25 protein-coding genes are annotated in these 24,931 nt (G+C 63.4%); 22 read left to right on the top strand and 3 right to left on the bottom strand.

The window, feature by feature from the left end:
• Window positions 1–15 precede the first annotated feature (15 nt).
• A complete protein-coding gene (locus NCS67_RS05340; RefSeq protein WP_008350064.1) occupies window positions 16–792 on the top strand; it encodes a TrmH family RNA methyltransferase in 777 nt (258 codons plus the stop codon).
• Between the two features lie 6 nt (window positions 793–798).
• On the opposite strand, the gene ppsR is transcribed toward NCS67_RS05340, so the two are convergent.
• The gene (gene ppsR / locus NCS67_RS05345) at window positions 799–1,617 is read right to left on the bottom strand and encodes a posphoenolpyruvate synthetase regulatory kinase/phosphorylase PpsR (protein ID WP_008350062.1); all 819 of its coding nucleotides are present in this window, start codon (window positions 1,615–1,617) and stop codon (window positions 799–801) included.
• A gap of 504 nt (window positions 1,618–2,121) precedes the next feature.
• On the opposite strand from ppsR, the gene ppsA reads away from it, so the two are divergent.
• From ppsA to NCS67_RS05360, 3 genes are all read left to right on the top strand, one after another.
• Complete coding sequence (gene ppsA, locus NCS67_RS05350) at window positions 2,122–4,539, top strand: phosphoenolpyruvate synthase (protein WP_244808026.1); 2,418 nt, start codon at window positions 2,122–2,124, stop codon at window positions 4,537–4,539.
• A gap of 96 nt (window positions 4,540–4,635) precedes the next feature.
• Entirely contained in the window at window positions 4,636–5,067 is a 432-nt protein-coding gene (locus tag NCS67_RS05355; protein WP_008350058.1) for an NfeD family protein, read from the top strand.
• 25 nt (window positions 5,068–5,092) lie between these two features.
• Window positions 5,093–6,019, top strand: coding sequence for an SPFH domain-containing protein (locus NCS67_RS05360; RefSeq protein WP_008350056.1), 927 nt, complete (start codon window positions 5,093–5,095; stop codon window positions 6,017–6,019).
• A 45-nt stretch (window positions 6,020–6,064) separates the two neighbouring features.
• On the opposite strand, the gene smpB is transcribed toward NCS67_RS05360, so the two are convergent.
• Window positions 6,065–6,514 (bottom strand): SsrA-binding protein SmpB, encoded by a 450-nt coding sequence (gene smpB / locus NCS67_RS05365; RefSeq protein WP_008350055.1) that lies wholly within the window; start codon window positions 6,512–6,514, stop codon window positions 6,065–6,067.
• A 119-nt stretch (window positions 6,515–6,633) separates the two neighbouring features.
• Between smpB and NCS67_RS05370 the strand changes: the two genes are divergently transcribed.
• Both NCS67_RS05370 and NCS67_RS05375 read left to right on the top strand, forming a co-directional pair.
• A complete protein-coding gene (locus NCS67_RS05370) occupies window positions 6,634–7,071 on the top strand; it encodes a type II toxin-antitoxin system RatA family toxin (protein ID WP_008350053.1) in 438 nt (145 codons plus the stop codon).
• Window positions 7,068–7,391 carry an RnfH family protein gene (locus NCS67_RS05375; protein WP_008350051.1) on the top strand — a complete coding sequence of 108 codons (324 nt, stop codon included), beginning with the start codon at window positions 7,068–7,070 and terminating at the stop codon, window positions 7,389–7,391. Before NCS67_RS05370 ends, NCS67_RS05375 begins: the two co-directional genes overlap by 4 nt.
• Window positions 7,392–7,397: 6 nt before the next feature.
• On the opposite strand, the gene NCS67_RS05380 is transcribed toward NCS67_RS05375, so the two are convergent.
• Window positions 7,398–8,357 (bottom strand): DMT family transporter, encoded by a 960-nt coding sequence (locus NCS67_RS05380; protein WP_250434598.1) that lies wholly within the window; start codon window positions 8,355–8,357, stop codon window positions 7,398–7,400.
• A gap of 212 nt (window positions 8,358–8,569) precedes the next feature.
• Between NCS67_RS05380 and guaB the strand changes: the two genes are divergently transcribed.
• The 16 genes from guaB to NCS67_RS05460 all read left to right on the top strand — a co-directional run bounded on the left by guaB (window position 8,570) and on the right by NCS67_RS05460 (window position 24,861).
• Window positions 8,570–10,030 carry an IMP dehydrogenase gene (gene guaB / locus NCS67_RS05385; RefSeq protein WP_008350049.1) on the top strand — a complete coding sequence of 487 codons (1,461 nt, stop codon included), beginning with the start codon at window positions 8,570–8,572 and terminating at the stop codon, window positions 10,028–10,030.
• 15 nt (window positions 10,031–10,045) lie between these two features.
• The gene (locus NCS67_RS05390) at window positions 10,046–10,846 is read left to right on the top strand and encodes a hypothetical protein (RefSeq protein WP_250434599.1); all 801 of its coding nucleotides are present in this window, start codon (window positions 10,046–10,048) and stop codon (window positions 10,844–10,846) included.
• Window positions 10,847–11,011: 165 nt separating this feature from the next.
• On the top strand, window positions 11,012–12,595 hold the full coding sequence (guaA, locus tag NCS67_RS05395) for a glutamine-hydrolyzing GMP synthase (protein ID WP_008350045.1): 1,584 nt from the start codon (window positions 11,012–11,014) through the stop codon (window positions 12,593–12,595).
• A 23-nt stretch (window positions 12,596–12,618) separates the two neighbouring features.
• Window positions 12,619–13,179, top strand: a complete 561-nt coding sequence (gene thpR / locus NCS67_RS05400; protein ID WP_250434600.1) for an RNA 2',3'-cyclic phosphodiesterase — start codon at window positions 12,619–12,621, stop codon at window positions 13,177–13,179.
• Window positions 13,180–13,270: 91 nt separating this feature from the next.
• Window positions 13,271–13,834: a D-alanyl-D-alanine dipeptidase gene (ddpX, locus tag NCS67_RS05405; RefSeq protein ID WP_008350041.1), complete on the top strand. Its 564-nt coding sequence runs from the start codon at window positions 13,271–13,273 to the stop codon at window positions 13,832–13,834.
• A 13-nt stretch (window positions 13,835–13,847) separates the two neighbouring features.
• Entirely contained in the window at window positions 13,848–15,431 is a 1,584-nt protein-coding gene (locus NCS67_RS05410; protein ID WP_008350038.1) for an ABC transporter substrate-binding protein, read from the top strand.
• A gap of 71 nt (window positions 15,432–15,502) precedes the next feature.
• Complete coding sequence (locus NCS67_RS05415) at window positions 15,503–16,477, top strand: ABC transporter permease (RefSeq protein ID WP_250434613.1); 975 nt, start codon at window positions 15,503–15,505, stop codon at window positions 16,475–16,477.
• Between the two features lie 19 nt (window positions 16,478–16,496).
• Entirely contained in the window at window positions 16,497–17,408 is a 912-nt protein-coding gene (gene nikC / locus NCS67_RS05420) for a nickel transporter permease (protein WP_244808029.1), read from the top strand.
• 1 nt (window position 17,409) lies between these two features.
• Window positions 17,410–18,270, top strand: a complete 861-nt coding sequence (locus NCS67_RS05425) for an ABC transporter ATP-binding protein (RefSeq protein WP_250434602.1) — start codon at window positions 17,410–17,412, stop codon at window positions 18,268–18,270.
• Window positions 18,267–18,998 (top strand): ABC transporter ATP-binding protein, encoded by a 732-nt coding sequence (locus tag NCS67_RS05430; protein WP_250434603.1) that lies wholly within the window; start codon window positions 18,267–18,269, stop codon window positions 18,996–18,998. Before NCS67_RS05425 ends, NCS67_RS05430 begins: the two co-directional genes overlap by 4 nt.
• 277 nt (window positions 18,999–19,275) lie before the next feature.
• The gene (locus NCS67_RS05435) at window positions 19,276–19,668 is read left to right on the top strand and encodes a DnaJ family domain-containing protein (protein WP_033537251.1); all 393 of its coding nucleotides are present in this window, start codon (window positions 19,276–19,278) and stop codon (window positions 19,666–19,668) included.
• Window positions 19,665–20,261 (top strand): tRNA adenosine(34) deaminase TadA, encoded by a 597-nt coding sequence (gene tadA, locus NCS67_RS05440; protein WP_502801848.1) that lies wholly within the window; start codon window positions 19,665–19,667, stop codon window positions 20,259–20,261. Before NCS67_RS05435 ends, tadA begins: the two co-directional genes overlap by 4 nt.
• The gene (gene ldcA, locus NCS67_RS05445; protein WP_250434617.1) at window positions 20,255–21,178 is read left to right on the top strand and encodes a muramoyltetrapeptide carboxypeptidase; all 924 of its coding nucleotides are present in this window, start codon (window positions 20,255–20,257) and stop codon (window positions 21,176–21,178) included. Before tadA ends, ldcA begins: the two co-directional genes overlap by 7 nt.
• Window positions 21,179–21,474: 296 nt before the next feature.
• A complete protein-coding gene (locus NCS67_RS05450) occupies window positions 21,475–22,221 on the top strand; it encodes a GntR family transcriptional regulator (protein WP_034473574.1) in 747 nt (248 codons plus the stop codon).
• Between the two features lie 364 nt (window positions 22,222–22,585).
• Window positions 22,586–24,073, top strand: a complete 1,488-nt coding sequence (locus NCS67_RS05455) for an NCS1 family nucleobase:cation symporter-1 (protein ID WP_175979998.1) — start codon at window positions 22,586–22,588, stop codon at window positions 24,071–24,073.
• A 50-nt stretch (window positions 24,074–24,123) separates the two neighbouring features.
• Complete coding sequence (locus tag NCS67_RS05460; protein ID WP_008350020.1) at window positions 24,124–24,861, top strand: aspartate/glutamate racemase family protein; 738 nt, start codon at window positions 24,124–24,126, stop codon at window positions 24,859–24,861.
• Window positions 24,862–24,931: the final 70 nt, after the last annotated feature.

Below are 24,931 nucleotides of genomic sequence, written 5' to 3' on the forward strand. Positions count from 1 at the left end.
GTCAACCGAATCAACGTGAAATCCATCACTTCGCGGGACAACCCGCTCTACAAGCGCATGAAGGCGCTCGCCGGGTCGACGGCGCAGCAGCGCAGAAGCGGCCACGCGCTGCTCGAAGGCCTGCATCTGGCGTCAGCGTATCTCGACGCGGCGGGCCAGCCGGAAACGTGCGTCGTCACCGAAGGCGCGCTCACGCACGAGGAAGCGCGCGAGATCGTCGCGCGCATCGAAGAGAAGCGCGTCGTCGTGTTGCCGGATGCGCTTTTCGGGCAGTTGTCGAGCGTCGTACACGGCGTGGGCATGCTGTTGCTCGTCGAAAAGATCGATGCAGAATTGCCCGCGCGCGTCGCACAAACCTGCGTGATTCTCGATGGCGTTCAGGACGCCGGCAATGTCGGCTCGATTCTGCGCAGCGCGGCGGCGGCGGGCATCACGCGCGTATTCTGCGCGCCGGGCACGGCATACGCGTGGTCATCGAAAGTGCTGCGCTCGGGCATGGGCGCGCATTTTCTGCTGGATATTTTCGAGGACGTCGAACCGGCCGATCTCATCGCGCGACTCGACGCACCCGTGACGATCACCGATTCGCACGGTGCCGTCGCGCTCTACGATTGCGACCTGTCGGGCGCGCTCGCCTGGGTGTTCGGCAACGAAGGCGCGGGCGTGTCGCAAATCTGGCGCGATGCGGTGACGCATCGCGTGACGATTCCGCAGCCGGGCGGCATGGAATCGCTGAACGTGGCGGCCGCGGCGGCGATCTGTCTCTTCGAGCAGTGCCGCCAGCAGCGCTGACAGCCGTCAATAGTAGGAAGGCCGCTCCGGCTTGACCTCCTGCAGGATCGTCGTGGCGATTTCCTCGATCGACTTGTGCGTCGACGAAAGCCACTTGATGCCTTCGCGCTTCATCATCATTTCCGCCTCGTTGATCTCGTAGCGGCAGTTTTCGAGTGCGGCGTACTTGCTGCCCGGACGGCGTTCGTTACGGATCTCGGCCAGCCGCTGCGGATCGATCGACAAACCGAACATCTTCGTCCGATGCTCGAGCAGCGGCGTCGGCAGCTTGCCGCGCTCGAAATCTTCGGGAATCAGCGGATAGTTCGCCGCCTTCACGCCGTACTGCATCGCGAGATAAAGGCTCGTTGGCGTTTTGCCGCTGCGCGATACGCCGACGAGAATGACGTCCGCGTCGGCGAGATTGCGGTTCGACTGGCCGTCGTCGTGGGCGAGCGAGAAATTGATCGCCTCGATGCGATTCTTGTATTCCTCCGTGTCGGCGTTCTGGTGCACGCGGCCCATCGCGTGCGTCGATTTCATTTCCAGTTCGTGCTCGAGCGGCTCGATGAAGGTCTGGAACATGTCGAGCACGAGCGCGTTGCAGCCCTTGACCACTTCATTCGATGCGCTGTCGACGAGCGTCGTGAACACGATCGGCCGGCGGCCATCGAGCGCGACGACTTCGTTGATCTTCTCGACGGTCGCGTAGGCCTTGTCGATCGAGTCGACAAACGGCACGCGCACGAGCCGGAATTTTTGATCGAACTGGGCGAGGATCGAATGCGCGAAGGTTTCGGCAGTGATCCCGGTCCCGTCGGAAACGATGAATACGGAAGGCGGCATCGGCGAAAGAGGGAACGAGTTGGGGCGACGATGCTCAAACGCTGAACCGTGGCTAGCGCGAAAGCACGGACGCCGTAAAAACCTGTGTTAAGGTAGCTGACCGCTGGCAGGCAGTGAACCGGGCGTGAGCGCCGGGGTGTGGGTGAGCCCACGATCAGGCGTTAAAGACCTCGATTTTGCCGTGGAACGACTGCCCGGCCGAAACAATTTTGAAATACGGCAAGGTAGAATAGCGGCAACCTGTTCGATAAGCAATTGCGGAGAAATTGAATCGGATTTTCGTCAAATCGCGGTCGTTTCGTGGCATTTCGTTACGTCAGTCCACGTTTTCGAGCAGATTTCAGACGTACCCCGCTTCTTTTTGACGTGCCCCGGTTCTCGCGGGCGCGTGTCCCCGAAGGTTTATCAAACAGGTTGTACGAGATGCGTGCGCGCTTCCAATGAGCGCGCTCGCATATGAGCCCACTCGTGCGATCGTGAATTCCATCCACCTTAGGGGCTTGTATGACTAACGCAGTCAATGTTGCGAAAGATGTCGCAAAGGATCAGGCGTATGTAGTTCCATTCGAGCAGTTGCGAATGACCGACGTGGAAATCGTCGGCGGCAAGAATGCGTCGCTCGGCGAAATGATCAGCCAGCTTTCCGAAGCCGGCGTTCGCGTGCCGACGGGTTTCGCCACGACTGCGCTCGCATTCCGCGACTTCCTCCATCACAACAATCTGACGGACCGCATCGCCAAACGTCTCGAGACGCTCGATGTCGACGACGTCAAGGCGCTCGCCGAAGCCGGCAAGGAAATCCGTCAGTGGATCGTCGACGCGCCGATGCAGCCGCGCCTCGAAGACGAAATCCGCCGCGGTTTCGAAGTCCTTCAAGCCAGCTCGCCCGAAGAGCTTTCGTTTGCCGTGCGCTCGTCGGCGACGGCCGAGGACTTGCCGGACGCATCCTTCGCGGGCCAGCAGGAAAGCTATCTGAACGTGGTCGGCATCGAGGACGTGCTCGATCGCATGAAGCACGTGTTTGCGTCGCTTTATAACGACCGCGCCATTTCCTATCGCGTCCACAAGGGCTTCACGCATGCGGAAGTCGCGTTGTCGGCGGGCGTGCAGCGCATGGTGCGCTCCGACGTCGGCGCGGCCGGCGTGATGTTCACCATCGACACCGAATCGGGCTTCAAGGAAACCGTCTTCATCACGTCGAGCTACGGCCTGGGCGAAACCGTCGTGCAAGGCGCGGTGAATCCGGACGAGTTCCACGTCTTCAAAACGACGCTCGAACAGGGCAAATACCCGATCATCCGCCGCTCGATCGGCTCGAAGCTCATCAAGATGGAATTCACGAAGCCGGGCGAGCCGGGCCGCGTGAAGACCGTCGACGTGCCGCACGAACAGCGCAACCGCTTCTCGATCACCGACGAAGACGTGATCGAGCTCGCGAAGTACGCGGTCATCATCGAGAAGCACTATCAGCGTCCGATGGACATCGAGTGGGGCAAGGACGGCCGCGACGGCAAGCTGTTCATCCTCCAGGCGCGCCCGGAGACGGTGAAGAGCCAGGCGTCGGGCAAGGCCGAAATGCGCTTCAAGCTGAAGGGGCAGTCGAACGTGCTGGCGACCGGCCGCGCGATCGGCCAGAAGATCGGCGCGGGCCCCGTGCGCGTGATTCACGATCCGTCGGAAATGGAACGCGTGCAGCCGGGCGACGTGCTCGTCGCCGACATGACGGACCCTAACTGGGAACCGGTGATGAAGCGTGCATCGGCCATCGTGACCAATCGCGGCGGCCGTACGTGCCACGCGGCGATCATCGCGCGTGAGCTGGGCGTGCCGGCGGTTGTCGGCTGCGGCGACGCAACGGACATCCTGAAGGACGGCGCACTCGTCACGGTGTCGTGCGCGGAAGGCGACGAAGGCAAGATCTACGACGGCCTGCTCGAAACCGAAGTGACCGAAGTGCAGCGCGGCGAACTGCCGAAGATTCCGGTCAAGATCATGATGAACGTCGGCAATCCGCAACTCGCGTTCGACTTCGCGCAGTTGCCCAACGCGGGCGTCGGCCTCGCGCGACTCGAGTTCATCATCAACAACAACATCGGCGTGCATCCGAAGGCGATTCTGGAGTACCCGAACGTCGATGCCGATCTGAAGAAGGCGGTTGAAAGCGTCGCGCGCGGCCATGCATCGCCGAAAGCGTTCTACGTCGACAAGCTGACCGAAGGCATCGCCACGATTGCAGCGGCGTTCTATCCGAAGCCCGTCATCGTGCGTCTGTCGGACTTCAAGTCGAACGAGTACAAGAAGCTGATCGGCGGTTCGCGCTACGAGCCGGATGAAGAAAATCCGATGCTCGGTTTCCGTGGCGCGTCGCGCTATATCGCGGAAGACTTCGCCGAGGCGTTCCACATGGAATGCATCGCGCTGAAGAAGGTCCGCGAGGAAATGGGCCTGGACAACGTGCAGATCATGGTGCCGTTCGTGCGTACGCTGAAGCAGGCGGATCGCGTGGTCGAGCTGCTGAAGAAGTTCGGTCTCGAACGCGGCAAGAACGACCTGAAGCTCGTGATGATGTGCGAAGTGCCGTCCAACGCGATTCTCGCCGAGCAGTTCCTGGAGCGCTTCGACGGCTTCTCGATCGGTTCGAACGACCTGACGCAGTTGACGCTGGGCCTCGATCGCGACTCGGGCATGGAGTTGCTCGCGGCGGACTTCGACGAGCGCGACGAAGCGGTGCAGTTCATGCTGAAGCGCGCGATCGAGACGTGCCTGAAGCTGAACAAGTACGTCGGCATTTGCGGTCAGGGCCCGTCGGACCACCCTGATCTCGCCGAGTGGCTCGCGAAGCAGGGCATCGAGTCGATGTCGCTTAATCCGGACACGATCATCGATACGTGGCAGCAGCTCGCGAAGACCTTGTCAAAATAAGTCGATGTCACACCTTTCCACTTGCTTTCGGATTGGTGCAGCGTGATATAAAAACACCCCGGACTTTTCCGGGGTGTTTTCGTTTGGAGACCGATGATGGAAACGGGCGGGTTGATCTGGTGGGTCGCTGCGGGCGCGCTGATCGTCGCGGAATTGTTTACCGGAACGTTCTATCTGCTCATGATCGCGCTCGGGATGATCGCGGGCGGCGTCGCTCATGTGCTCGGCGCGTTGCCGCACGTACAGATGGGCGCGGCCGCGGTCATCGCGCTGATCGCGGTGGCGGTGCTGCGGCGCTCGCGCTTCGTCAGCTGGAAGCGGCGTGACGACGCCTCGCGCGATGCGGCCGTGAATCTCGATATCGGCGCGACCCTGGAAGTCGATCAATGGCATCACGGCCACGCGCGCGCAATGTATCGCGGCGCGCAGTGGGATGTCGAGCTCGCACCGGGCGAAACGGAGGGCGCACGGCTTTATCGCATCACGGCGCTCGACGGCAATCGCCTGATCGTCGCGGCCAAACGGTAGTCCTATAAGGAGAAAAATAATGTCAATGTACTTTGCGCTCATCGTGCTCGTCATCGCGATCGTCATCGTGTCGAAAACGGTCAAGATCGTCCCTCAGCAACACGCATGGATCATGGAACGCCTCGGCCGCTATCATGCAACGCTCACGCCGGGCCTCAACATCGTGCTGCCGTTCATCGATCGCATCGCCTACAAGCACATGCTGAAGGAGATTCCGCTCGAAGTGCCGAGCCAAGTCTGTATCACGCGCGACAACACGCAGCTTCAAGTCGATGGCGTGCTGTACTTCCAGGTCACGGATGCGATGAAGGCTTCGTACGGATCGAGCAACTTCGTGTTCGCGATCACGCAACTGTCGCAGACGACGTTGCGTTCGGTCATCGGCAAGCTGGAGCTCGACAAGACGTTCGAGGAGCGCGACTTCATCAACCAGAGCATCGTGAATGCGCTCGACGAAGCCGCGTCGAACTGGGGCGTGAAAGTGCTGCGCTATGAAATCAAGGATCTCACGCCGCCGAAGGAAATCCTTCACGCGATGCAGGCGCAGATCACCGCCGAGCGCGAGAAGCGCGCGCTGATCGCCGCGTCCGAAGGGCGCAAGCAGGAGCAGATCAATCTGGCATCGGGCGCGCGCGAGGCCGCGATCCAGAAGTCGGAAGGCGAACGGCAGGCGGCGATCAATCAGGCGCAGGGCGAAGCCGCCGCGATTCTCGCGGTGGCGGAAGCGAACGCGCAAGCCATCGAGAAGATCGGCACTGCAATTCAGACAGCGGGCGGCATGGAAGCGGTGAATCTGAAGGTTGCGGAGCAGTATGTCGGCGCGTTCGGCAATCTCGCGAAGCAGGGCAACACGCTGATCGTGCCGGGCAACATGTCCGACATGAGCACGATGATCGCGTCCGCGTTGTCGATCGTGAAAGGCGAGGGCAGCGGCATAATCAGGAAGAGCTGAAGCAATCGGGGGCGCTAAAAAGCGCCCCCCGATTCGTTTCACGGTTTAACGCGAGGCGGTTCGCATCAGACGCCCGCGTTCGCGTTCCCAGTCGCGCTTCTTTTCGGTCTCGCGTTTGTCGTGCAACTTCTTGCCCTTCGCGAGGCCGATTTCACATTTCACGCGGCCATCCTTGTAGTGGAAGTTGAGCGGCACGAGCGTGTGCCCGCGCTGCTCGACCTTGCCGATGAGCTTGTCGATCTGTTCGCGGTGGAGGAGCAGCTTGCGCGTGCGCACCGGATCGAGGTTAGCGAATTTCGATGCTTCGGGCAGCGGGCTGATATGCGTGCCGATCAGAAAGAGCTCGCCGTTCTTGATCACGACGTAGCCTTCCTTGATCTGCGCGCGCCCGGCGCGAAGCGCCTTGACTTCCCAGCCCTCGAGCACGAGACCGGCCTCGTAGCGCTCTTCGACGAAGTAATCGAAGAAGGCTTTTCTGTTGTCGATGATGCTCATGAATGGAAAGTGCCCAACTCGTTTAAAATCCTGATTTTAGCAGCGCGCCGGCATGCGTTCGATCCGATGCCTCGTTCTCTTGCGCGTTGCCGCCCAATTCAGCCACCGCTGCGCCCTATATGGCAGACGTCCAGAAAACCGTATTGATCCGCCATTCAGCGGAAGAAATGTTCGACCTCGTCACCGATGTCGCCGACTACCCCAATTTCCTGCCTTGGTGCGGCGGCGTCGAAATCGGCCGCCACGACGAGAACGGCATGGAAGCGAAGATCGACATCAGCTTCAAGGGCATCAAGCAGCATTTCGCGACGCGCAATGTGCAAAAGCGTCCGACCAATATCGATATGGAGTTCCTGAGCGGCCCTTTCAAGAAATTCACCGGATATTGGCACTTTACGCCGCTGCGCGCGGACGCCTGCAAGATCGAATTCGCGCTGCATTACGAATTCTCGAACGTGATTCTGGAGAAGATCATCGGGCCGGTGTTCAGCCATATCGCCAACACGTTCGTCGATTCCTTCGTGAAGCGCGCGGACCAGCGCTACGGCAAGCCATGATGCATATCGATGTCTGCTACGGCCTGCCCGATGGCGCGTTCCTGAAGCGCGTCGACCTGCCCGAGGGCGCGACGGTGCGCGATGCGATCGACGCAAGCGGCGTGCTGCTCGCGCATCGCGACATCGATCTGACGACGCAGAAGGTCGGCGTGTTCGGCAAGCCGAAGCCGCTCGACGCGGCGCTCGCCGATTTCGACCGCGTCGAGATTTATCGGCCGCTGAAGGTGGATCCGAAGGCCGCGCGCCAGCGCCGCGTGGACAAGGCGCGCAAGGCGGGTTCGATCGAAGGGCGCAAGTGGCAGTCGAAGGATTCGCGCTGAGCGAATTCAATGCGCGGGCGCTTCTTTCGCCGCGGCGGGCGCCGGCTCCAGCGTGTGCTGCCTGACCGACCAGATTACGCCGGCGAGCAGCAGCACGATCGCGAGCACTTCGGGCGAGCGCGGCCAGCGGCCGTCGTAGACGAAGGCGTAGAGCAGGGCGAAGAGCGTCTCGAACACGATCATCTGCCCTGACAGCGTGAGCGGCAGGCGCTTCGCTGCCGCGTTCCACAGCATGTTGCCGAGCCACGAGCCGCCGGTGGCCAGCGCAAAAGAAACGATCCAGAACAGATGCCAGCGCGAGGCGGGCACGCTCGCCTGCACCGTGCCCGCGGGCAGCATCCAGACGATCGCGCCGAGCGCGACGCCGAGCAGACCCGTCACGATGCCCCACAGGATGGACCACTCGTTGCCGTCGAAATGGCGATTCGATTGCAGATACCGCGCGTTGACGACCGCGTACCACGTCCAAGAAGCGAGCGCCCCGAGCGCGCATCCGAGTCCGGCGAGGCGCGTGAGCACGCTCGTCGCGTGATCGGCGTCGCTGAATACATCGAGATTGATGCACGCGATGCCGGCCAGCACGAGCAGGAGCGGCCCGATGAGCCTTTTCAGGTCGACCGCGCCGTGATCCCGCCGTCCGGCGAGCGTGACGGTCACGGGGAGAATGCCGACGATCAGCGACGAAGGCGCGACGCCCACGAGCTGCACCGCGCTCGCGAGCAGCATGTAGTACAGCAGGTTGCCGACCAGCGCGAGCTTCGCGAGCGCGATGAAATCGGCGCGCGTGAGCTTGGCCGCGAGGCGCCGGGCGAACGGCAGCGCCACGGCGAGCGAAACCGCGCCGTACATCAGATAGCGCCCGACGGAGAGCGTCAGCGGCGAAAAATCCGGCAAGAGCCGTGGCGCGAGAAAGATGAAACCCCAGATCGCTCCCGCCGCCATTCCGTACATCACACCGCGCTGCATCGTCCGACTCCTGCCGAAATTTCAACTGACGGCGCGAAGCGTAGCATGTGGCCCCGGGCGGCCGTCTTGTCTAAAACTGCAACAACGCGGACGCCCGGCAGACGGGCGAAAGCGGTCCGGAATTTGCGTCCGAATGGGCTAAGCTGCTGTTCGGGCAGTGAAAATGCAGGGAACTATCGGTATAATCTGCTTTTGCGCCCATAGGATTTGCCATGCGTCTGATCCAGAAAGCACTCACGTTCGATGACGTGCTCCTCGTGCCCGCCTTCTCCAGCGTTCTCCCGCGCGACACCAGCCTGAAATCCCAGCTGACTCGCAATATTTCCCTGAACATGCCTCTCGTGTCCGCCGCCATGGACACGGTCACCGAAGGCCGGCTCGCCATCGCGATGGCGCAGATGGGCGGCATCGGCATCGTCCACAAGAATCTCACCGCCAAGGAACAGGCCCGCGAAGTCGCGAAAGTGAAGCGCTTCGAATCGGGCGTCGTGCGCGATCCGATCACGATTCCGCCGCAAATGCGCGTGCGCGACGTCATCGCGCTGACGCAGCAGCACGGCATTTCGGGTTTCCCGGTGGTCGAAGGCGCGCAACTGATCGGCATCGTCACCAATCGCGACCTGCGCTTCGAAGAACGGCTCGATGAGCCGGTGCGCAACATCATGACGCCGCGCGAACGCCTCGTGACGGTCAAGGAAGGCACGTCGCTCGCCGAGGCGAAGGCGCTGATGCACAGCCATCGCCTGGAGCGCGTGCTCGTGGTGAACGACGCGTTCGAGCTGCGCGGCCTGATGACGGTGAAGGACATCACCAAGCAGACCGAAAACCCGGACGCCTGCAAGGACGAAGACGGCAAGCTGCGTGTGGGCGCGGCCGTGGGCGTCGGTCCGGACAATGAAGAGCGCGTCGAGCTGCTCGCGCAGGCGGGCGTCGACGTGATCGTCGTCGATACCGCGCACGGCCATAGCCAGGGCGTGCTGGAGCGCGTGCGCTGGGTCAAGCAGAATTATCCGCACGTGCAGGTCATCGGCGGCAATATCGCGACGGCGGCGGCAGCCAAGTCGCTCGTCGAGTACGGCGCGGACGCGGTGAAGGTCGGTATCGGCCCGGGCTCGATCTGCACGACGCGGATCGTGGCGGGCGTCGGCGTGCCGCAGATCACGGCGATCGCGAATGTTTCCGAAGCACTGCGCGGCACCGGCGTGCCGGTCATCGCGGACGGCGGCGTGCGCTTCTCGGGCGACGTGTCGAAGGCGCTCGCGGCGGGCGCGAACGTCGTCATGATGGGCAGCATGCTCGCGGGCACCGAAGAATCGCCGGGCGACGTGTTCCTGTATCAGGGCCGCCAGTACAAGTCGTACCGCGGCATGGGTTCGGTCGGCGCGATGAAGGACGGCGCGGCGGACCGCTACTTCCAGGACAACTCGGCGAACATCGACAAGCTCGTGCCGGAAGGTATCGAAGGCCGTGTGGCCTACAAGGGCTCGGTCAACGCGATCCTGTTCCAGATCGTCGGCGGCGTGCGCGCGAGCATGGGCTACTGCGGTTGCCGCACGATTTCCGAACTGCACGAGAAGGCGGAATTCGTTCAGATCACGGCGGCCGGCATGCGCGAATCGCATGTGCATGACGTGCAGATCACGAAGGAAGCGCCCAACTATCACGTCGACTAATCGAGCGGACTGATCATGAAACCGTTGCTGCGGGTCGTGCTCGTCATCAATGCCCTGATTTTTCTGGCGTTCGGCCTGTTGTTTCTGCTGACGCCGTGGGCGGGCCTGTACGGCGCGCTGCAACTGGATTCGATCCGCGTTCAGCCGGCGTTCGCCGGGCAGTTGCTCGGTATCGCGCTCATCGGGCTGTCGTGGCTTGCGTTTCACGCAGCCGTCGATGGCGCGTTGACGGCTCGCGCCGCGCGCGTGTCGGGACACGTGCAGTGGCTGTCGGGGGTGGTGGTGCTGGTCTGGCTGCTCGGACTGCATACGCCTGAGATCGATGGCTTCGGGCAGATCAGCGCGGCCGTCGTGGGCGCCGTGCTGCTGGTGCTCGGTCTGGGCAGCGTGAGACTGTCGTCGGCGGTGCGTCGGCGCGAGCGCGCGGCGGCGGCCGGCGCGGTATCGGCGCAGCGCGCGGAAAAGAAGGCGGCGCAAAAGCGTGACGAGTTTTCCGCGAGCAACGCGGCATCGTCGGCGCGCGCCGAATCGGTCGATCTCGCGGCGCGTCCCGCAGCGCGCGCACCGGGCGCGACGGCCATCGATCCGGTATCGGGCCGCACGCTCGATCCCGTCTCGCCGGCCGGCGCGGTTCGCGCGCACCCGGACGGCGCGGTCGATCCCGTCACCGGCGGCACGCTCGATCCGCTGACGGGCCGCGCGGTCGATCCGGTCACCGGCAAGCGCATCGAGCCCGTCATCAGCGGCGAGATCGATCCGGCGACGGGTCGAAGAGCCGATCCGCTCGCGCCCGACGCGGGCCGCGCGCCTCGCTGAAGGCGTGAAGCGCATGCTACGAGCCACGCACGCGCAGCAACGGAAACACGCAGGACAAGCACGGTCGGCCTTTGCGCCGGCCGTCGATTTATTTGCAGACCGGGGCGCGAGGCCGCGCTCCGGCAGCACCGACATCATTCGTTCACTTAGCCTTTGGCCGCAGCCATGCACGACAAAATCCTGATTCTCGATTTCGGCTCCCAAGTCACCCAGCTGATCGCGCGGCGCATCCGCGAGTCGCACGTCTACTCGGAAATCCATCCGTACGACGTCGACGAGACGTTCATCCGCGAATTCGCGCCGAAGGGCATCATCCTGTCCGGCGGCCCGAACTCCGTCACCGAGGCGAAGTCGCCGCGCGCCCCGCAGATCGTCTTCGATCTCGGCGTGCCGGTGCTCGGCATCTGCTACGGCATGCAGACGATGGCCGATCAGCTCGGCGGCAAGGTCGAACTCGGCAACGTGCGCGAATTCGGCTATGCGGAAGTGCAGGCGCTGAATCACACGGGCTTTCTGGAAGGCATTCAGGATTTCGCCAGCGACAAGGGCGAGTCGATGCTCAAGGTTTGGATGAGCCACGGCGACAAGGTCGTCGATCTGCCGGCGGGTTTCAAGCTGATGGCCTCGACGCCGTCGTGCCCGATCGCCGCGATGGCCGACGACGACCGGCGCTTCTACGGCCTGCAATGGCATCCGGAAGTCACGCATACGGTGCAGGGCCGCGCGATGCTCGACCGCTTCGTGCTGGAGCTGTGCGGCGCGAAGGCCGATTGGGAGATGGGCCATTACATCGACGAGGCGGTCGAGAACATCCGCGCGCAGGTCGGCAATGAGCACGTGATTCTCGGCTTGTCGGGCGGCGTGGATTCGTCGGTGGCGGCGGCGCTTTTGCATCGCGCGATCGGCGACCAGCTGACGTGCGTGTTCGTCGATCACGGCTTGCTGCGTCAGAACGAGGCGGAGCAGGTCATGTCGACGTTCGCGGATCACCTGGGCGTGAAGGTGATTCACGTCGATGCCAGCGAGGAATTCCTGCAGAAGCTTGCGGGCGTGACCGATCCGGAGGCGAAGCGCAAGATCATCGGCGCGGAGTTCGTCGAAGTGTTTCACAACGAATCGGACAAGCTCACCGATGCCAAGTGGCTCGCGCAGGGCACGATTTATCCGGACGTGATCGAATCGGCGGGCAAGGGCAAGAAGGGCGCGCATACGATCAAGAGCCATCACAACGTCGGCGGTTTGCCGGAGACGCTGAATTTGAAGCTGCTCGAACCGCTGCGCGAGCTTTTCAAGGACGAAGTGCGCGAACTCGGCGTGAAGCTCGGTCTGCCGCCCGCGATGGTGTATCGCCATCCGTTCCCCGGTCCGGGTCTCGGCGTGCGGATTCTCGGCGAAGTGAAGCGCGAATTCGCGGACCTGCTGCGCCGCGCGGATGCGATTTTTATCGAGACGCTGCGCAACACCATCGACAAGGAAACGGGCAAGTCGTGGTACGACCTGACGAGCCAGGCGTTCGCGGTGTTCCTGCCGGTCAAGAGCGTCGGCGTGATGGGCGACGGGCGCACCTATGAATACGTCGTCGCGCTGCGCGCCGTGCAGACGCTCGACTTCATGACCGCGCATTGGGCGCATCTGCCGCATGATCTGCTCGGGCATGTTTCCAATCGCATCATCAACGAAGTGCGCGGGATCAATCGGGTGGTGTATGACATCTCTGGCAAGCCGCCTGCGACAATCGAGTGGGAGTGAGCCGCGTCTGATTGCGAGGGGGCATGACTGATTCCGCGTCCGATCGCCCCACCGACTCGCTCTTCTTCGCGATCTATCCGGACGCAGTCGCCGCCGCGCGCATCGCCGAACTGGCGGCGCGGCTGCGTATCGAGCACACGCTGAAGGCGAGGGCGATTCCCGCCGATCGCCTTCACGTCACCCTGCATTATCTTGGCGCCTTCGCAGGCGTTCCCGCCGATGTGGCCGCGCACGCTTGCGCCGCAGCATCCCGAATCGCGTTGCCGCCCGTCGATGTGACGCTCGACCGTATCGAAAGCTTTTCCGGCCGTCGCGCGAGACGCCCGCTCGTCGTTTCCGGCGATGTCACCGAGCCACTCGACGCGCTCGAGCGAACGCTCGGCGCGGCGCTGGAGGCGGCAGGCATCGCACTGAAGCGGCATCCCCGTTTCACGCCTCATGTGACCTTGCTCTACGACGAACACCGCGTCGCGCGTGAGCGCATCGAACCCATCGCATGGACCGTGCGTGAGTTCGCGCTCGTGCGCAGCCGGCTCGGCAAATCGCAACACGAAGTCCTCGCGCGCTGGCCGCTCGTGCCGTGAATCGGCGGAACCACGCGCAATAAAAGGTTTCGCGGATTTTTCTAACGCGTTAAGGTGCGTGTATCGGAATGAATCGAGACGAAGCGCTTACATGACCCGATCCCGCCTGCTGCACATCACGCCCGACACCCACCACGTCCAGATCGATCTCGTCTACGCGACCGATCGCAATTTCACCGGCAAGCCCATCTACAAGGCGCAGCACTGCCTGTTGCTCGAGCCCGCCGAAGCGGCATTGCGTAAAGCCGTCGATATCGCGACGAGCATCGGCATGACGCTCAGGATCTTCGACGCCTATCGTCCGCCGCAAGCGCAGAAAGTGCTGTGGGATTTCCTGCCCGATCCGACCTTCATCGCCGAACTCGGACGCGGCTCGAACCATAGCCGCGGCACGGCGGTGGACCTGACGCTCGTCGATCGCGACGGCAACGAGCTCGACATGGGCACCGGTTTCGATGCGATGGTCGCCGAATCCGAGCACTTTCACTTCGGCTTGCCGGAGCATGTGCAGCGCAACCGCACGCTGCTGCTGGGCGTCATGCACGGCGCGGGCTTCACGCACATCAAAAGCGAGTGGTGGCATTACGAATTGCCCGGCTCGCGCGAACTTGCTCTGATCGACAACGAAGAATGCGGCCCGCTGCGGCTCATGTAATCGGGGATTCGACATGAAACTGACTGCACTGATCACGGCGCTGATGCTCACGTTGATGAGCGCGCCGCCGGCAAGCGCCGCGACGCCGAAAGACATGTTCGTCATGGCCACGTTGCTCGATGAATTCACGTCGCTCGATCCCGGCGAAATCTACGAACTGGTGCCGGAGGAATACGTCGCGAACACGTATGACCGTCTGGTGCGCGTCGATCTGAAGGATCCGTCGAAATTCAATGGCGATGTCGCCGAATCGTGGACGGTGAGTCAGGACGGCCTCACGTTCACGTTCAAGATCCGGCCGGGACTCAAGTTCCATTCCGGCAATACGCTCACCGCCGATGACGTCGCTTGGTCGATTCAGCGCACCGCGCTGCTCGACAAGGGCGCGGCGGCGGTGCTTGCGGGCATCGGGCTGACGAAGGCGAACGCGTTGCAGAACGTGAAGAAGATCGACGATACGACCGTCTCGATCACGACGGATCAGCGCTATGCGCCGACCTTCGTGCTCAACGTGCTCGGTTCGTGGCCGGCGTCGGTGGTGGATCGCAAGCTCGTCGAATCGCACGCGAAGGGCAACGACTACGGCAACGAGTGGCTGAAGACCAACGAAGCCGGTTCGGGCGCGTACAAGCTCGTGAAATGGACCGCGAACGACAGCATCGTGCTGCAACGCTTCGACGGCTATCGCATTCCGCTCGCGATGAAGCGCATCGTGCTGCGTCACGTCACGGAAGCGGCGAGCCAGCGTCTGATGATCCAGAACGGCGACATCGACGTCGCGCGCGACCTCTCGCCCGACGATCTCGACACGCTCTCGAAGAACGGCGTCATCAAGGCGACGGCCGTGCCGCAAGCGACACTCATGTATCTCGGCCTCAACAACAAGAATCCGAATCTCGCGAAGCCGGAAGTCTGGGAAGCGATGAAGTGGCTCATCGACTATCAGGGCATTCAGAAGAACGTGATCCGCACGACCTACAAGGTTCACGAAGCGTTTCTCCCGGAAGGCTTTCTCGGCGCGCTGAACGAAAACCCGTATCACCAGGATGTCGCGAAGGCGAAGGCGCTGCTCGCGAAAGCGGGCTTGTCCAACGGCTTCACGGTGAAGATGGACGTGCGCAACGATTATCCGTACAGCGAGATCGCGCAAGCCGTGCAGGCGAATCTCGCGCTCGCCAACATCAAGGTGCAACTCGTGCCGAGCGACAACAAGCAGACGCTCGGACGATATCGCGCGCGGGCCCACGATATCTACATCGGCGAGTGGTCGGCGGATTACATCGATCCGCACAGTAACGCGCAGGGCTTCGTGTGGAATCCGGACAACTCGGATGCATCGAGCTACAAGATGCTCGCGTGGCGCAACGCGTGGGACATTCCACAACTGACGAAGGAAACCAACGCGGCGCTCGCCGAAAGCGATACGAAAAAGCGCGCGCAGCTGTACGAGAAGATGCAGCGTGAAGTGCTCGCGAAATCGCCGTTCGTCATCATGTTCCAAAAGGTGTCGCAGGTGGCGGCGCGGCCCGGCGTGACCGGTCTCGAAGTCGGGCCGATCAACGATCTCGTGTCGTATCGCAACATCAAGAAGCAGTGAACACGGTCACGCTCATCGGCTCGCGGCGCGGCGGCGCGCGCATCGCGTTGGCGCTCGCGCGCTGGATCGCGATGCTCGCCATCACGTTCACGGGCTTGCTCGCGATCACGTTTTTCATCGGCCGCAAGATTCCGATCGATCCGGTGCTCGCGATTCTCGGCGATCGCGCGTCCGCGACGGCTTATGCCGCCGCGCGTCTGCGGCTCGGTCTCGACAAGCCGCTCATCGAGCAATTCCTGATCTACGCGCGCGACGTGCTGCACGGCAATCTCGGCATTTCGCTGTTGACGGCAAATCCGGTCATCGACGACATCAAGCGCGTCTTTCCCGCGACGCTCGAACTCGCGACGCTCTCGACCTCCATCGGCATCGCGATCGGCGTGCCGCTCGGCGTCGCGGCGGCGGTGAAGCACAATCACATCGTCGATCACATCGCGCGCGTGATCGGGCTCGCCGGAAGCTCGGTGCCGGTGTTCTGGCTCGCGCTGATGGGCCTGCTGCTCTTTTACGCGCGGCTGCATTGGGTGTCGGGGCCGGGACGCATCGATCCGCTTTACGACGGCATGGTCGATACCCGCACGGGCAGTTTGCTCATCGATTCGCTCATCGCCGGCGAATGGGATGTCTTCGAGAACGCGTTCTCGCATATCGCGCTGCCGGCGAGCGTGCTCGCGTTCTATTCGATCGCGTATCTGTCGCGGATGACGCGCTCGTTCATGCTCGAACAACTGAGCCAGGAATACGTGACGACCGCGCGCGCGAAAGGGCTGCCCGAGCGCCGCGTGATCTGGCGGCACGCGTTCGGCAATATCGCGGTGCCGCTGCTGACGGTGATCGCGCTCGCATACAGCTATCTGCTCGAAGGCTCGGTGCTGACGGAGATCGTGTTCGCGTGGCCGGGCATCGGCTCGTATCTGACGGGCGCGCTGTTGAACGCCGACATGAACGCCGTGCTCGGCAGCACGCTCGTGATCGGCGCGACGTTCATCGCGCTCAATCTGTTGACCGACGCGCTGTATCGCGTGTTCGATCCGCGTGCGCGCTGACATGGAGGATCTTGCGCAGATGAAACAGCCGCGAACGGGCTTGCGCGCGTGGCTCCTGACCGATACGCCCGCGTCGCCGCGTCAAGCCGCGCTCGGGCGCGCGTATCGGCGCTGGCGGCGGTTCTCGTCGAATCCGTTGAGCATGCTCGGACTCGCGATCCTGCTGCTGCTGATCGTAGTCGCGGCGTTCGGGCCGATGCTCGTCACGCAGGATCCGTTGCAGCAGGTGCTCGCCGAACGTCTGACGCCGCCCGGCGCGGCCCACTGGTTCGGCACCGATCAACTCGGCCGCGACATCCTTTCGCGGCTCGTGCACGGCTCGCGCCTGACGCTCGCGATCGCGATGCTCGTCGTCGTGCTCGTGGTGCCGGTCGGGCTTTTGATGGGCACGGTGGCGGGTTATTGCGGCGGCATCGTCGATACGGTGCTGATGCGCTTGACCGACGTCGCGCTCGCATTTCCGAAGATCGTGCTCGCGCTCGCGTTCGCCGCCGCGCTCGGGCCGGGCGTGCTCAATGCGGTGATCGCGCTGTCGATCACCGCGTGGCCGCCGTATGCGCGTCTCGCGCGCGCGGAGTCGCTGCGGCTCGCGCAGGCCGATTACATCCATGTGGCGCGTCTGCAAGGCGCTTCGCATCTGCGCATTCTGCTGCGGTATATCGTGCCGCTGTGCTCGTCGTCGGTGATCGTGCGCGCGACGCTCGACATGGCCGGCATCATTCTCGCCGTCGCCGGTCTCGGCTTTCTCGGACTGGGCGCGCAGCCGCCGAGCCCGGAATGGGGTTACATGGTCGCGGCGGGCCGCAACGTGCTGCTCGACGCGTGGTGGGTCGCGACGATTCCCGGCCTCGCGATCCTCGCGGTGAGCCTCGCCTTCAACCTGCTCGGCGACGGTCTGCGCGACGTCTTCGATCCGCGTCACGGAGGCTGACATGCCCGATGCGCTGGCTGAAATCGACGGACTGGACGTGGCCTTCGCGAGCCATGACGGCGTGCTCATGCCCGCCGTGCGCGGCGTATCGCTGACGGTGCGGCGCGGCGAGCGGCTCGGCATCGTCGGCGAATCGGGATCGGGAAAATCGCTGACGGGGCGCGCGCTGCTCGGACTGCTGCCGCCCGAGGCGAAATGGTCGGCTAAGGCGCTGCGTTTCGAAGGGCAGGACCTGCTCGCGATGCGCCCGAAAGCGCGCCGCCGCCTGTGCGGCACGCGCATGAGCATGATCCTGCAGGATCCGAAGTTCTCGCTGAACCCGGTGATGACCGTCGCGCAGCAGATGCGCGAAACCTTTGTGCGGCAGGGCGTGAAAGAAGGCCGGCGCGCGTTGCGCGAGCGCATCGTCGCAGCGCTGGAAGCGGTGCATATCCGCGATCCGCAGCGTGTCGCGGATGCGTATCCGCACGAACTGTCCGGCGGCATGGGCCAGCGCGTGATGATCGCGATGATGGTCTCGGCCGGCCCGCGCCTTCTGATCGCCGACGAACCCACGAGCGCGCTCGATGTCCTCGTATCGATGCAGGTGCTTGCCGTGCTCGACGAGATGATCGCGCGCCACGATACCGGCCTCGTGTTCATCAGTCACGATTTGCCGCTCGTGATGTCGTTCTGCGACCGCGTCGCGGTGATGTACGGCGGTCGCGTCGTCGAGACGTGCGCGGCGCGCGATCTCGTTCACGCGACGCATCCGTACACGCGCGGGCTGCTCGAAGCGAATCCGCCGCTCGTGAATCCGCCCGACGAGTTGCCGACGCTGCGCCGCGACCCCGCGTGGCTCGATGAAGGCATCGCGCGATGATCGAAATCGAGCGCGCGCTCATCCGCTTCAAGACGAAGAGCGGTCACGTCGACGCCGTGCGCGACGTTTCGCTGTGCGTGGAAGAGGGCGAGGTTTTCGGACTCGTCGGCGAATCGGGCAGCGGCAAGTCGACGTTGTTGCGCGCGCTCGCCGGGCTGACGCCGCTGTCGGGCGGCAGGATAAGCATCGGATCGCGCCCTGGAAGCCGCGACGTGCAGATGGTGTTCCAGGACCCCTACGGCGCGCTGCATCCGCGCTTCACCGTCGACAAGACCTTGCGCGAGCCGCTCGCGATCAACGGCATCGGCGACGAAGACACGCGCATTCTCGCCGCGCTCGCCGAAGTCGGGCTCGGTCCGGCGTATCGATTCCGCTATCCGCATCAGTTGTCGGGCGGGCAGCGCCAGCGCGTGTCGATCGCGCGCGCGTTGATCGTCGAGCCGCGCGTGCTGCTGCTCGACGAGCCGACCTCCGCGCTCGATGTCTCCGTCCAGGCGGAAATCCTGAACCTGCTGCGCCGCCTGCATCGCGAACGCAAGCTGACGATGATCCTCGTGAGCCACAATCTCGCCGTGATCGGCTTTCTTTGCCAGCGCGTCGCGGTCATGCGCAACGGCGAAATCGTCGAGCAACTGGGCGTCGATGCCGTGCGTTCGCGCGACGTTACGCACGAGTACACGCGCCGGCTTCTGCTCGCGACAGAAGGCTACACGCGACAGAACGCGTAGTCGTCGTACAAGCACAATCGTCATGACGCGGTCAATGGATGTTGCGCGAACGACGCATAAGCACGGCGATAAGCCCGGTATACGACGACGCGCGGCGGGCCGGCTTGTCTTCGACGAAACCGGTGCCGCCGCCGCTGATAGAATGTGCGCTGGATTGTCGAGACGTGCCGAACAACGCGCGAGCGTGGTTTTCCGGCTGCCTTCCGACTTCGAGCTAACCAACGGAAATCGTGACAGACCGCGCCCGTTCGCGGGTGAAAACCGGTCGTAATCCCCGATGAAATTGCTAGATGCTTTGGTCGAACAGCGGATCAACGAAGCCGCTGCGCGTGGCGAGTTCAACAACCTGCCGGGCGCGGGCGCACCGCTTCACTTCGACGACGACACCCTCGTGCCCGAGGAAGTGCGCGTCGCCAATCGAATCCTCAAGAATGCGGGCTTCGTCCCGCCGGCAGTCGAACAGCTTCGCGCGCTGCGCGGGCTTCAGGAAGAGTTCGACAAGGTGACGGACCCCGCGGCCCGTTGCCAGCTGCAAGCCAAGATGCTCGCGCTCGACATGGCGCTCGAGTCGCTGCGCGGCGGCGGCTGCGTGCCGCATGAATATCGCCGGCGCATCGCGGAGCGTTTGTCCGAGCGCGCGCAGTCGCGCGTGGCGGTGGACGTCAAGTGACCGGCCTGCCGGATGCGGCCGATCCCGCGCCCAGCGCTCAAATCGCCGATCCTGCCAGCGAACGCGATCGCCGCTTCATGGCGCTCGCGCAACGCGCCGCCGACGAAGCCCGTCGCGCCGGCGAAGTGCCCGTCGGCGCGGTCATCGTGCTCGGCGACGAAGTCATCGCCACCGGCTTCAATCATCCGATTCGCGGACACGATCCGTCCGCGCATGCCGAGATGGCCGCGCTGCGCGCCGCCGCCCAATCGCTCCAGAACTACCGCTTGCCGGGCTGCGAGCTCTACGTGACGCTCGAACCTTGCCTGATGTGCGCGGGCGCGATCATGCACGCGCGCATCTCGCGCGTCGTCTACGGCGCCACGGACCCGAAAACGGGCGCGTGCGGCAGTGTCGTCGACATGTTCGCGAATGCGCAGCTCAATCACCACACCACCGTGACGGGCGGCGTGCTCGCGGATGAATGCGGGCATGCGCTCAAGAATTTCTTCGCCGAGCGCCGCCGCCTCGCGCGCGACGAACGCGATGCGCGCCGCGCGCGCGAAGCCGGGCAACCCGCCGCCGATTCATCTGATCGACTAACAACATCGTGAAATCACGCACCATCGACCTCGTTGCGCCCTCTGGCTATCCACACGATCCGGCGGCCGTCGAGCGCGGCATCGGACGGTTGCGCAGGGAAGGGCATCGGCTCGAAAACGTCGACGCGACGCGCCGACGCTTCCAGCGCTTCGGCGGCACCGATGCGGAACGCGCCGCCGATCTCAATCGTCTTGCGGATGCATCGCGCGCGTTACCTGACATCGTACTTGCAGTGCGGGGCGGATACGGCGCGTCGCGCATCCTGCATGGCCTCGACTACACCGGGCTGCGCAGGCTCGCGGATCAGCCGGTGGCGATCGTCGGCCACAGCGATTTCACCGCGATTCAGTGCGCGCTGTTCGCGCACGCCGGTGTGAAAAGCTTCGGCGGACCGATGTTCGCGGGCGATTTCGGCGCCGAGCAGGTCAGTTCGTTCACGATGCAGCACTTCTGGAACGCGATCTCGCGACCGAGTTTCACCATCACGAGCCATACGCCGCAGCAACAGACCGTCGACGCGACCGGCATGCTGTGGGGCGGCAATCTCGCGATTCTGGCGTCGCTCGTCGGCACGCCGTATCTGCCGCCGGTCGAGGGCGGAATCCTGTACATCGAGGATGTCAACGAGCATCCGTTTCGCATCGAGCGGATGATTTATCAGCTGTATCAGGCGGGCGTGCTCGGTCGGCAGCAGGCGATCGTGATGGGGGAGTTCTCCGGCGGCCGTCTGTCCGACTACGACAACGGCTATTCGCTCGACGCGATGATCGAGCAGGTGAGGTCGGTGACGGGCATTCCGGTGGTGACAGGATTGCAGTTCGGACACGTCGAAAATCTGCTGACGCTGCCTTTCGGTGCGGCGGCGCACCTTATCGCGAGCGAGCGGGGCTTCACGCTGAAACTTTCCGATTACCCTCATCTGGCTTGAGCCCGCGTGGCAAGGCGCTCAAGCGAGCGCCTTATTTTTAGCTCGTCCCTGCAACTAACTGTCGGTTCATGCACCGTCCGCGACAACTGCGTGCACCACGTCGGCGCTAGAATTGTCGACAAAAAAGAGGCGACAATGCTGACAAAAACTTGTGAAATCTGCTGCGATGCCCGCCGATATTGGGCCTCAGCAAAACGCGGTACTCGAAAAACGCGCGGTAACCGATAATTTTAAAAATGAATTGTTGACAATCTTTATGTCGATTCTAAGATGCTTAACATGCAAGCGAGCACATCATGTCCGACACCAAGCGTAGTGCTGCATCGAATGTTTCGGATTCCGCTCCCAATGGGGCGAACGCCGAGTCGATCGCCGAGAACATCCGCGCCGCGATCCTCGAGCATCGGCTGGCGCCGGGCGCGAAGCTGACCGAAGCGCAGTTATGCGAGGTGTTCGCCGTGAAGCGCGGCACCGTCCGCCAGGCGCTCGCGCAACTGTCGAACGAACGGCTCGTCGATCTGGAGCCGAATCGCGGGGCGTTCGTCGCGAGTCCGTCGTTGCAGGAAGTGCATGAAGTGTTCGAAATGCGCCGCATCATCGAATTGGCCGTGGTGGACCGAATTGCGCAAGGGCACGGCCTGCGTCGGCTGAAGTCGATCAGCGCGACGATCGGAAAAGAGCGCCGCGCTTTCGAAAGCCACGATTTTTCGTCGTGGATCCGGCTCTCCGGCGAGTTTCACACCGAACTCGCGGCGCTTACCGGCAACACGGTGCTGTGCGAATGCCTGTCGGGACTCGTCGCGCGTTCGACGCTGATCTCGGCGCTGTATGAATCGCTCGGCAAGAGTTCGTGCTCGTTCGAAGATCACGAAGCGATTCTCGCCGCGCTCGATGCAGGCGATGCAGCGAAAGCCGGCGTGTTGATGGCGCAACATCTGCGCGACGTCGAACTGAAGATGCTGGAGCGGCCGGCACGCGGCGCGGTCGATCTGAAGGAAGTGTTCATGAAGCCCGCCGAGCGCGAACGAGCGCTCGATATGTAAGGCAGACAGACGGCAGATCGGACTATCTGCCATCGGCTGAATCAAGCAGGACTAAATAACTGGAGACCGTGCCTCGCGCTTCGCGCGAAGGCGCGTGGAGAGTCGCACGCTTTGAAAATCCGTAGCGTGTATCGCACCGAACAGGACGCTCGTGTGAGCGTGAAATGAAAGCCGCCGCAGGGCGGGCGTGCCGGGCCGATGCCTCGCGCGCTCTCGGCCTCATGCCCGAAGGCGAAAACGCAAATCCGAAGAATGCCGCGCGGGATGGAGACATCCGACACGTCAGCGAAGGCATCCGATCGAAGCTTGAACCCCGAGCATTTGCAGTTTTCTCATCACGCAAGCAGCCAATGAAGGAGACGTCATGGCCCAGTTCAGTGCATCCGGCAGCTCAACCCTGCCGCCGCTCGACAACGAGTATGAAGAGCAACATCTGCCCGCCGGTTACAGCGACCGGCTTTACAACGAGGACCTCGCCCCGCTCAAGAATCAGACCTGGGGCGCGTACAACATCTTCGCGTTCTGGATGTCGGACGTGCACAGCGTCGGCGGTTATGTGTTCGCCGGAAGTCTCTTCGCGCTCGGCCTGACGAGCTGGCAGGTGCTGGTGTCGCTGCTGATCGGCATTGGGCTCGTGAACGTGCTGTGCAATCTGATCGCTAAACCGAGCCAGGTGGCGGGCGTGCCGTATCCCGTCGCGTGCCGCGCCACGTTCGGCGTGCTCGGCGCGAACATTCCGGCCGTGATCCGCGGGCTCATTGCGGTGGCGTGGTACGGCATTCAGACATATCTGGCGTCGAGCGCGCTCGTCATCGTCGTGCTGAAGTTCGTGCCGTCGCTGATGCCTTATGCCGACGTCCACAAGTACGGCTTCGTCGGGCTTTCGGCGCTCGGCTGGGCGGGCTTCATGCTGCTTTGGGTGCTGCAGGCCGTCGTGTTCTGGCGCGGCATGGAGATGATCAAGAAGTTCATCGACTTCGCCGGTCCCGCCGTCTACGTCGTGATGTTCATTCTCGCCGGCTATATGGTGTGGCGCGCGGGCATCGACAATATCGGCCTGAACCTCGGCGGGGTGAAGTATCACGGCACGGAAGTGATTCCCGTGATGATCACCGCGATCGCGCTCGTCGTTTCGTACTTCTCCGGCCCGATGCTCAACTTCGGCGACTTCTCGCGCTACGGCAAGAGCTTTCGCAGCGTGAAGCGCGGCAATTTCTGGGGCCTGCCGGTCAACTTCCTGGCGTTCTCGGTCGTGACCGTCATCACGACTGCGGCGACGCTGCCGGTCTTCGGCCAGCTCATCACGGATCCGGTGGAAACCGTCGGCCGCATCGACCATCCGTCTGCTGTGATTCTCGGCGCGCTGACCTTCACGATCGCGACCATCGGCATCAACATCGTCGCGAACTTCGTGTCGCCGGCCTTCGACTTCTCGAACGTCGCGCCGAAGCTCATCAGCTGGCGCATGGGCGGCATGATGGCGGCGGTCGCGTCGATCTTCATCACGCCGTGGAACCTGTTCAACAACCCGGCCGTGATCCACTACACGCTGGATATTCTCGGCAGCTTCATCGGACCGCTGTATGGCGTGCTGATCCTCGACTTCTATCTCGTGAAACGCGGCAAGCTGGTGGTCGACGATCTCTACACGGTGTCGGAACAGGGCAAGTACTGGTACACGAAGGGCGTGAACCGCCGCGCGGTGATGGCGCTCGTGCCGGCCGCCGTGCTCGCGACGCTCTGCGTGATGGTGCCGGCGCTCGAAGCCGCTGCGAACTTCTCGTGGTTCATCGGTGCGGGACTCGGCGCGGTGTTCTATTACTTCCTCGCGGATCGCAAGCGCGGAGTCTAAAACGATAGCTGGAACCTGAGAGAATTTCCAAAGGCAGTGTGGAGACAGCAATGCGCATCAAACTGATCAACCCCAACACGACGCAGCGCATGACCGACTCGATGGGCCGCTGCGCCCGCGAGGTCGCCGCGCCCGGCACGGAGATCGTCGCCGTCAGCCCGACGATGGGCCCGCCGTCCATCGAAGGCTATTACGACGAGGCGGTCGCGTCGCTCGGTCTGCTCGCCGAAGTGGAAGCGGGCGAAAAGCAGGGCTTCGACGGCTATGTGATCGCGTGCTTCGGCGATCCGGCCCTTTACGCCGCACGCGAACTGGCGCGCGGCCCGGTGATCGGCATCGCGGAGGCGGCGATGCATGCGGCGAGCGTCATCGCGCCGGGATTTTCCGTCGTCACGACGTTGCAGCGTACCGTCGGCATGGCTTGGCATCTGGCGGAGCGCTACGGCATGGAGCGCTTCTGCAAGAACGTCCGCGCGACAGACGTCCCCGTGCTCGAACTGGATGTGCCGGGGTCGCCGGCGCGTCGGACGATCATCGACGAATGCCGGCGCGCGCTCGACGAAGACGGCTCGGACGCCATCGTGCTCGGCTGCGCGGGCATGGCGGAGTTCTGCCGCGAAGTGGAGGACGCGATCGGCGCGCCGGTGGTTGAGGGCGTGACGGCCGCGGTGAAATGGGCGGAGGCGCTCATCGCGCTGAAGCTGCACACGGCGAAACGCGGCGACTACGCGCGCCCGCTCGCGAAACGGTACGACGGCGTGCTGTCGGATTTCAGCCCGCGCCGATAGCCTTTTCGCCGGACACATACCGATGACGTGACCCGGATTATGCGCCCTGATGTATGGGCGCGTCCGGGTC

This window comes from Caballeronia sp. ATUFL_F2_KS9A, assembly GCF_023630765.1.
GTDB classification, from domain to species: Bacteria; Pseudomonadota; Gammaproteobacteria; order Burkholderiales; family Burkholderiaceae; genus Caballeronia; species Caballeronia zhejiangensis.

Bases quoted from the DNA above. Each gene is read 5' to 3' on its own strand.
- ppsR (WP_008350062.1), bottom strand. From the start codon at position 1,617: ATGCCGCCTTCCGTATTCATCGTTTCCGACGGGACCGGGATCACTGCC.
- ppsA (WP_244808026.1), top strand. From the start codon at position 2,122: ATGACTAACGCAGTCAATGTTGCGAAAGATGTCGCAAAGGATCAGGCG.
- NCS67_RS05355 (WP_008350058.1), top strand. From the start codon at position 4,636: ATGGAAACGGGCGGGTTGATCTGGTGGGTCGCTGCGGGCGCGCTGATC.
- NCS67_RS05360 (WP_008350056.1), top strand. From the start codon at position 5,093: ATGTACTTTGCGCTCATCGTGCTCGTCATCGCGATCGTCATCGTGTCG.
- smpB (WP_008350055.1), bottom strand. From the start codon at position 6,514: ATGAGCATCATCGACAACAGAAAAGCCTTCTTCGATTACTTCGTCGAA.
- NCS67_RS05370 (WP_008350053.1), top strand. From the start codon at position 6,634: ATGGCAGACGTCCAGAAAACCGTATTGATCCGCCATTCAGCGGAAGAA.
- NCS67_RS05375 (WP_008350051.1), top strand. From the start codon at position 7,068: ATGATGCATATCGATGTCTGCTACGGCCTGCCCGATGGCGCGTTCCTG.
- NCS67_RS05380 (WP_250434598.1), bottom strand. From the start codon at position 8,357: ATGCAGCGCGGTGTGATGTACGGAATGGCGGCGGGAGCGATCTGGGGT.
- guaB (WP_008350049.1), top strand. From the start codon at position 8,570: ATGCGTCTGATCCAGAAAGCACTCACGTTCGATGACGTGCTCCTCGTG.
- NCS67_RS05390 (WP_250434599.1), top strand. From the start codon at position 10,046: ATGAAACCGTTGCTGCGGGTCGTGCTCGTCATCAATGCCCTGATTTTT.
- guaA (WP_008350045.1), top strand. From the start codon at position 11,012: ATGCACGACAAAATCCTGATTCTCGATTTCGGCTCCCAAGTCACCCAG.
- thpR (WP_250434600.1), top strand. From the start codon at position 12,619: ATGACTGATTCCGCGTCCGATCGCCCCACCGACTCGCTCTTCTTCGCG.
- ddpX (WP_008350041.1), top strand. From the start codon at position 13,271: ATGACCCGATCCCGCCTGCTGCACATCACGCCCGACACCCACCACGTC.
- NCS67_RS05410 (WP_008350038.1), top strand. From the start codon at position 13,848: ATGAAACTGACTGCACTGATCACGGCGCTGATGCTCACGTTGATGAGC.
- NCS67_RS05415 (WP_250434613.1), top strand. From the start codon at position 15,503: ATGCTCGCCATCACGTTCACGGGCTTGCTCGCGATCACGTTTTTCATC.
- nikC (WP_244808029.1), top strand. From the start codon at position 16,497: ATGAAACAGCCGCGAACGGGCTTGCGCGCGTGGCTCCTGACCGATACG.
- NCS67_RS05425 (WP_250434602.1), top strand. From the start codon at position 17,410: ATGCCCGATGCGCTGGCTGAAATCGACGGACTGGACGTGGCCTTCGCG.
- NCS67_RS05430 (WP_250434603.1), top strand. From the start codon at position 18,267: ATGATCGAAATCGAGCGCGCGCTCATCCGCTTCAAGACGAAGAGCGGT.
- NCS67_RS05435 (WP_033537251.1), top strand. From the start codon at position 19,276: ATGAAATTGCTAGATGCTTTGGTCGAACAGCGGATCAACGAAGCCGCT.
- NCS67_RS05450 (WP_034473574.1), top strand. From the start codon at position 21,475: ATGTCCGACACCAAGCGTAGTGCTGCATCGAATGTTTCGGATTCCGCT.
- NCS67_RS05455 (WP_175979998.1), top strand. From the start codon at position 22,586: ATGGCCCAGTTCAGTGCATCCGGCAGCTCAACCCTGCCGCCGCTCGAC.
- NCS67_RS05460 (WP_008350020.1), top strand. From the start codon at position 24,124: ATGCGCATCAAACTGATCAACCCCAACACGACGCAGCGCATGACCGAC.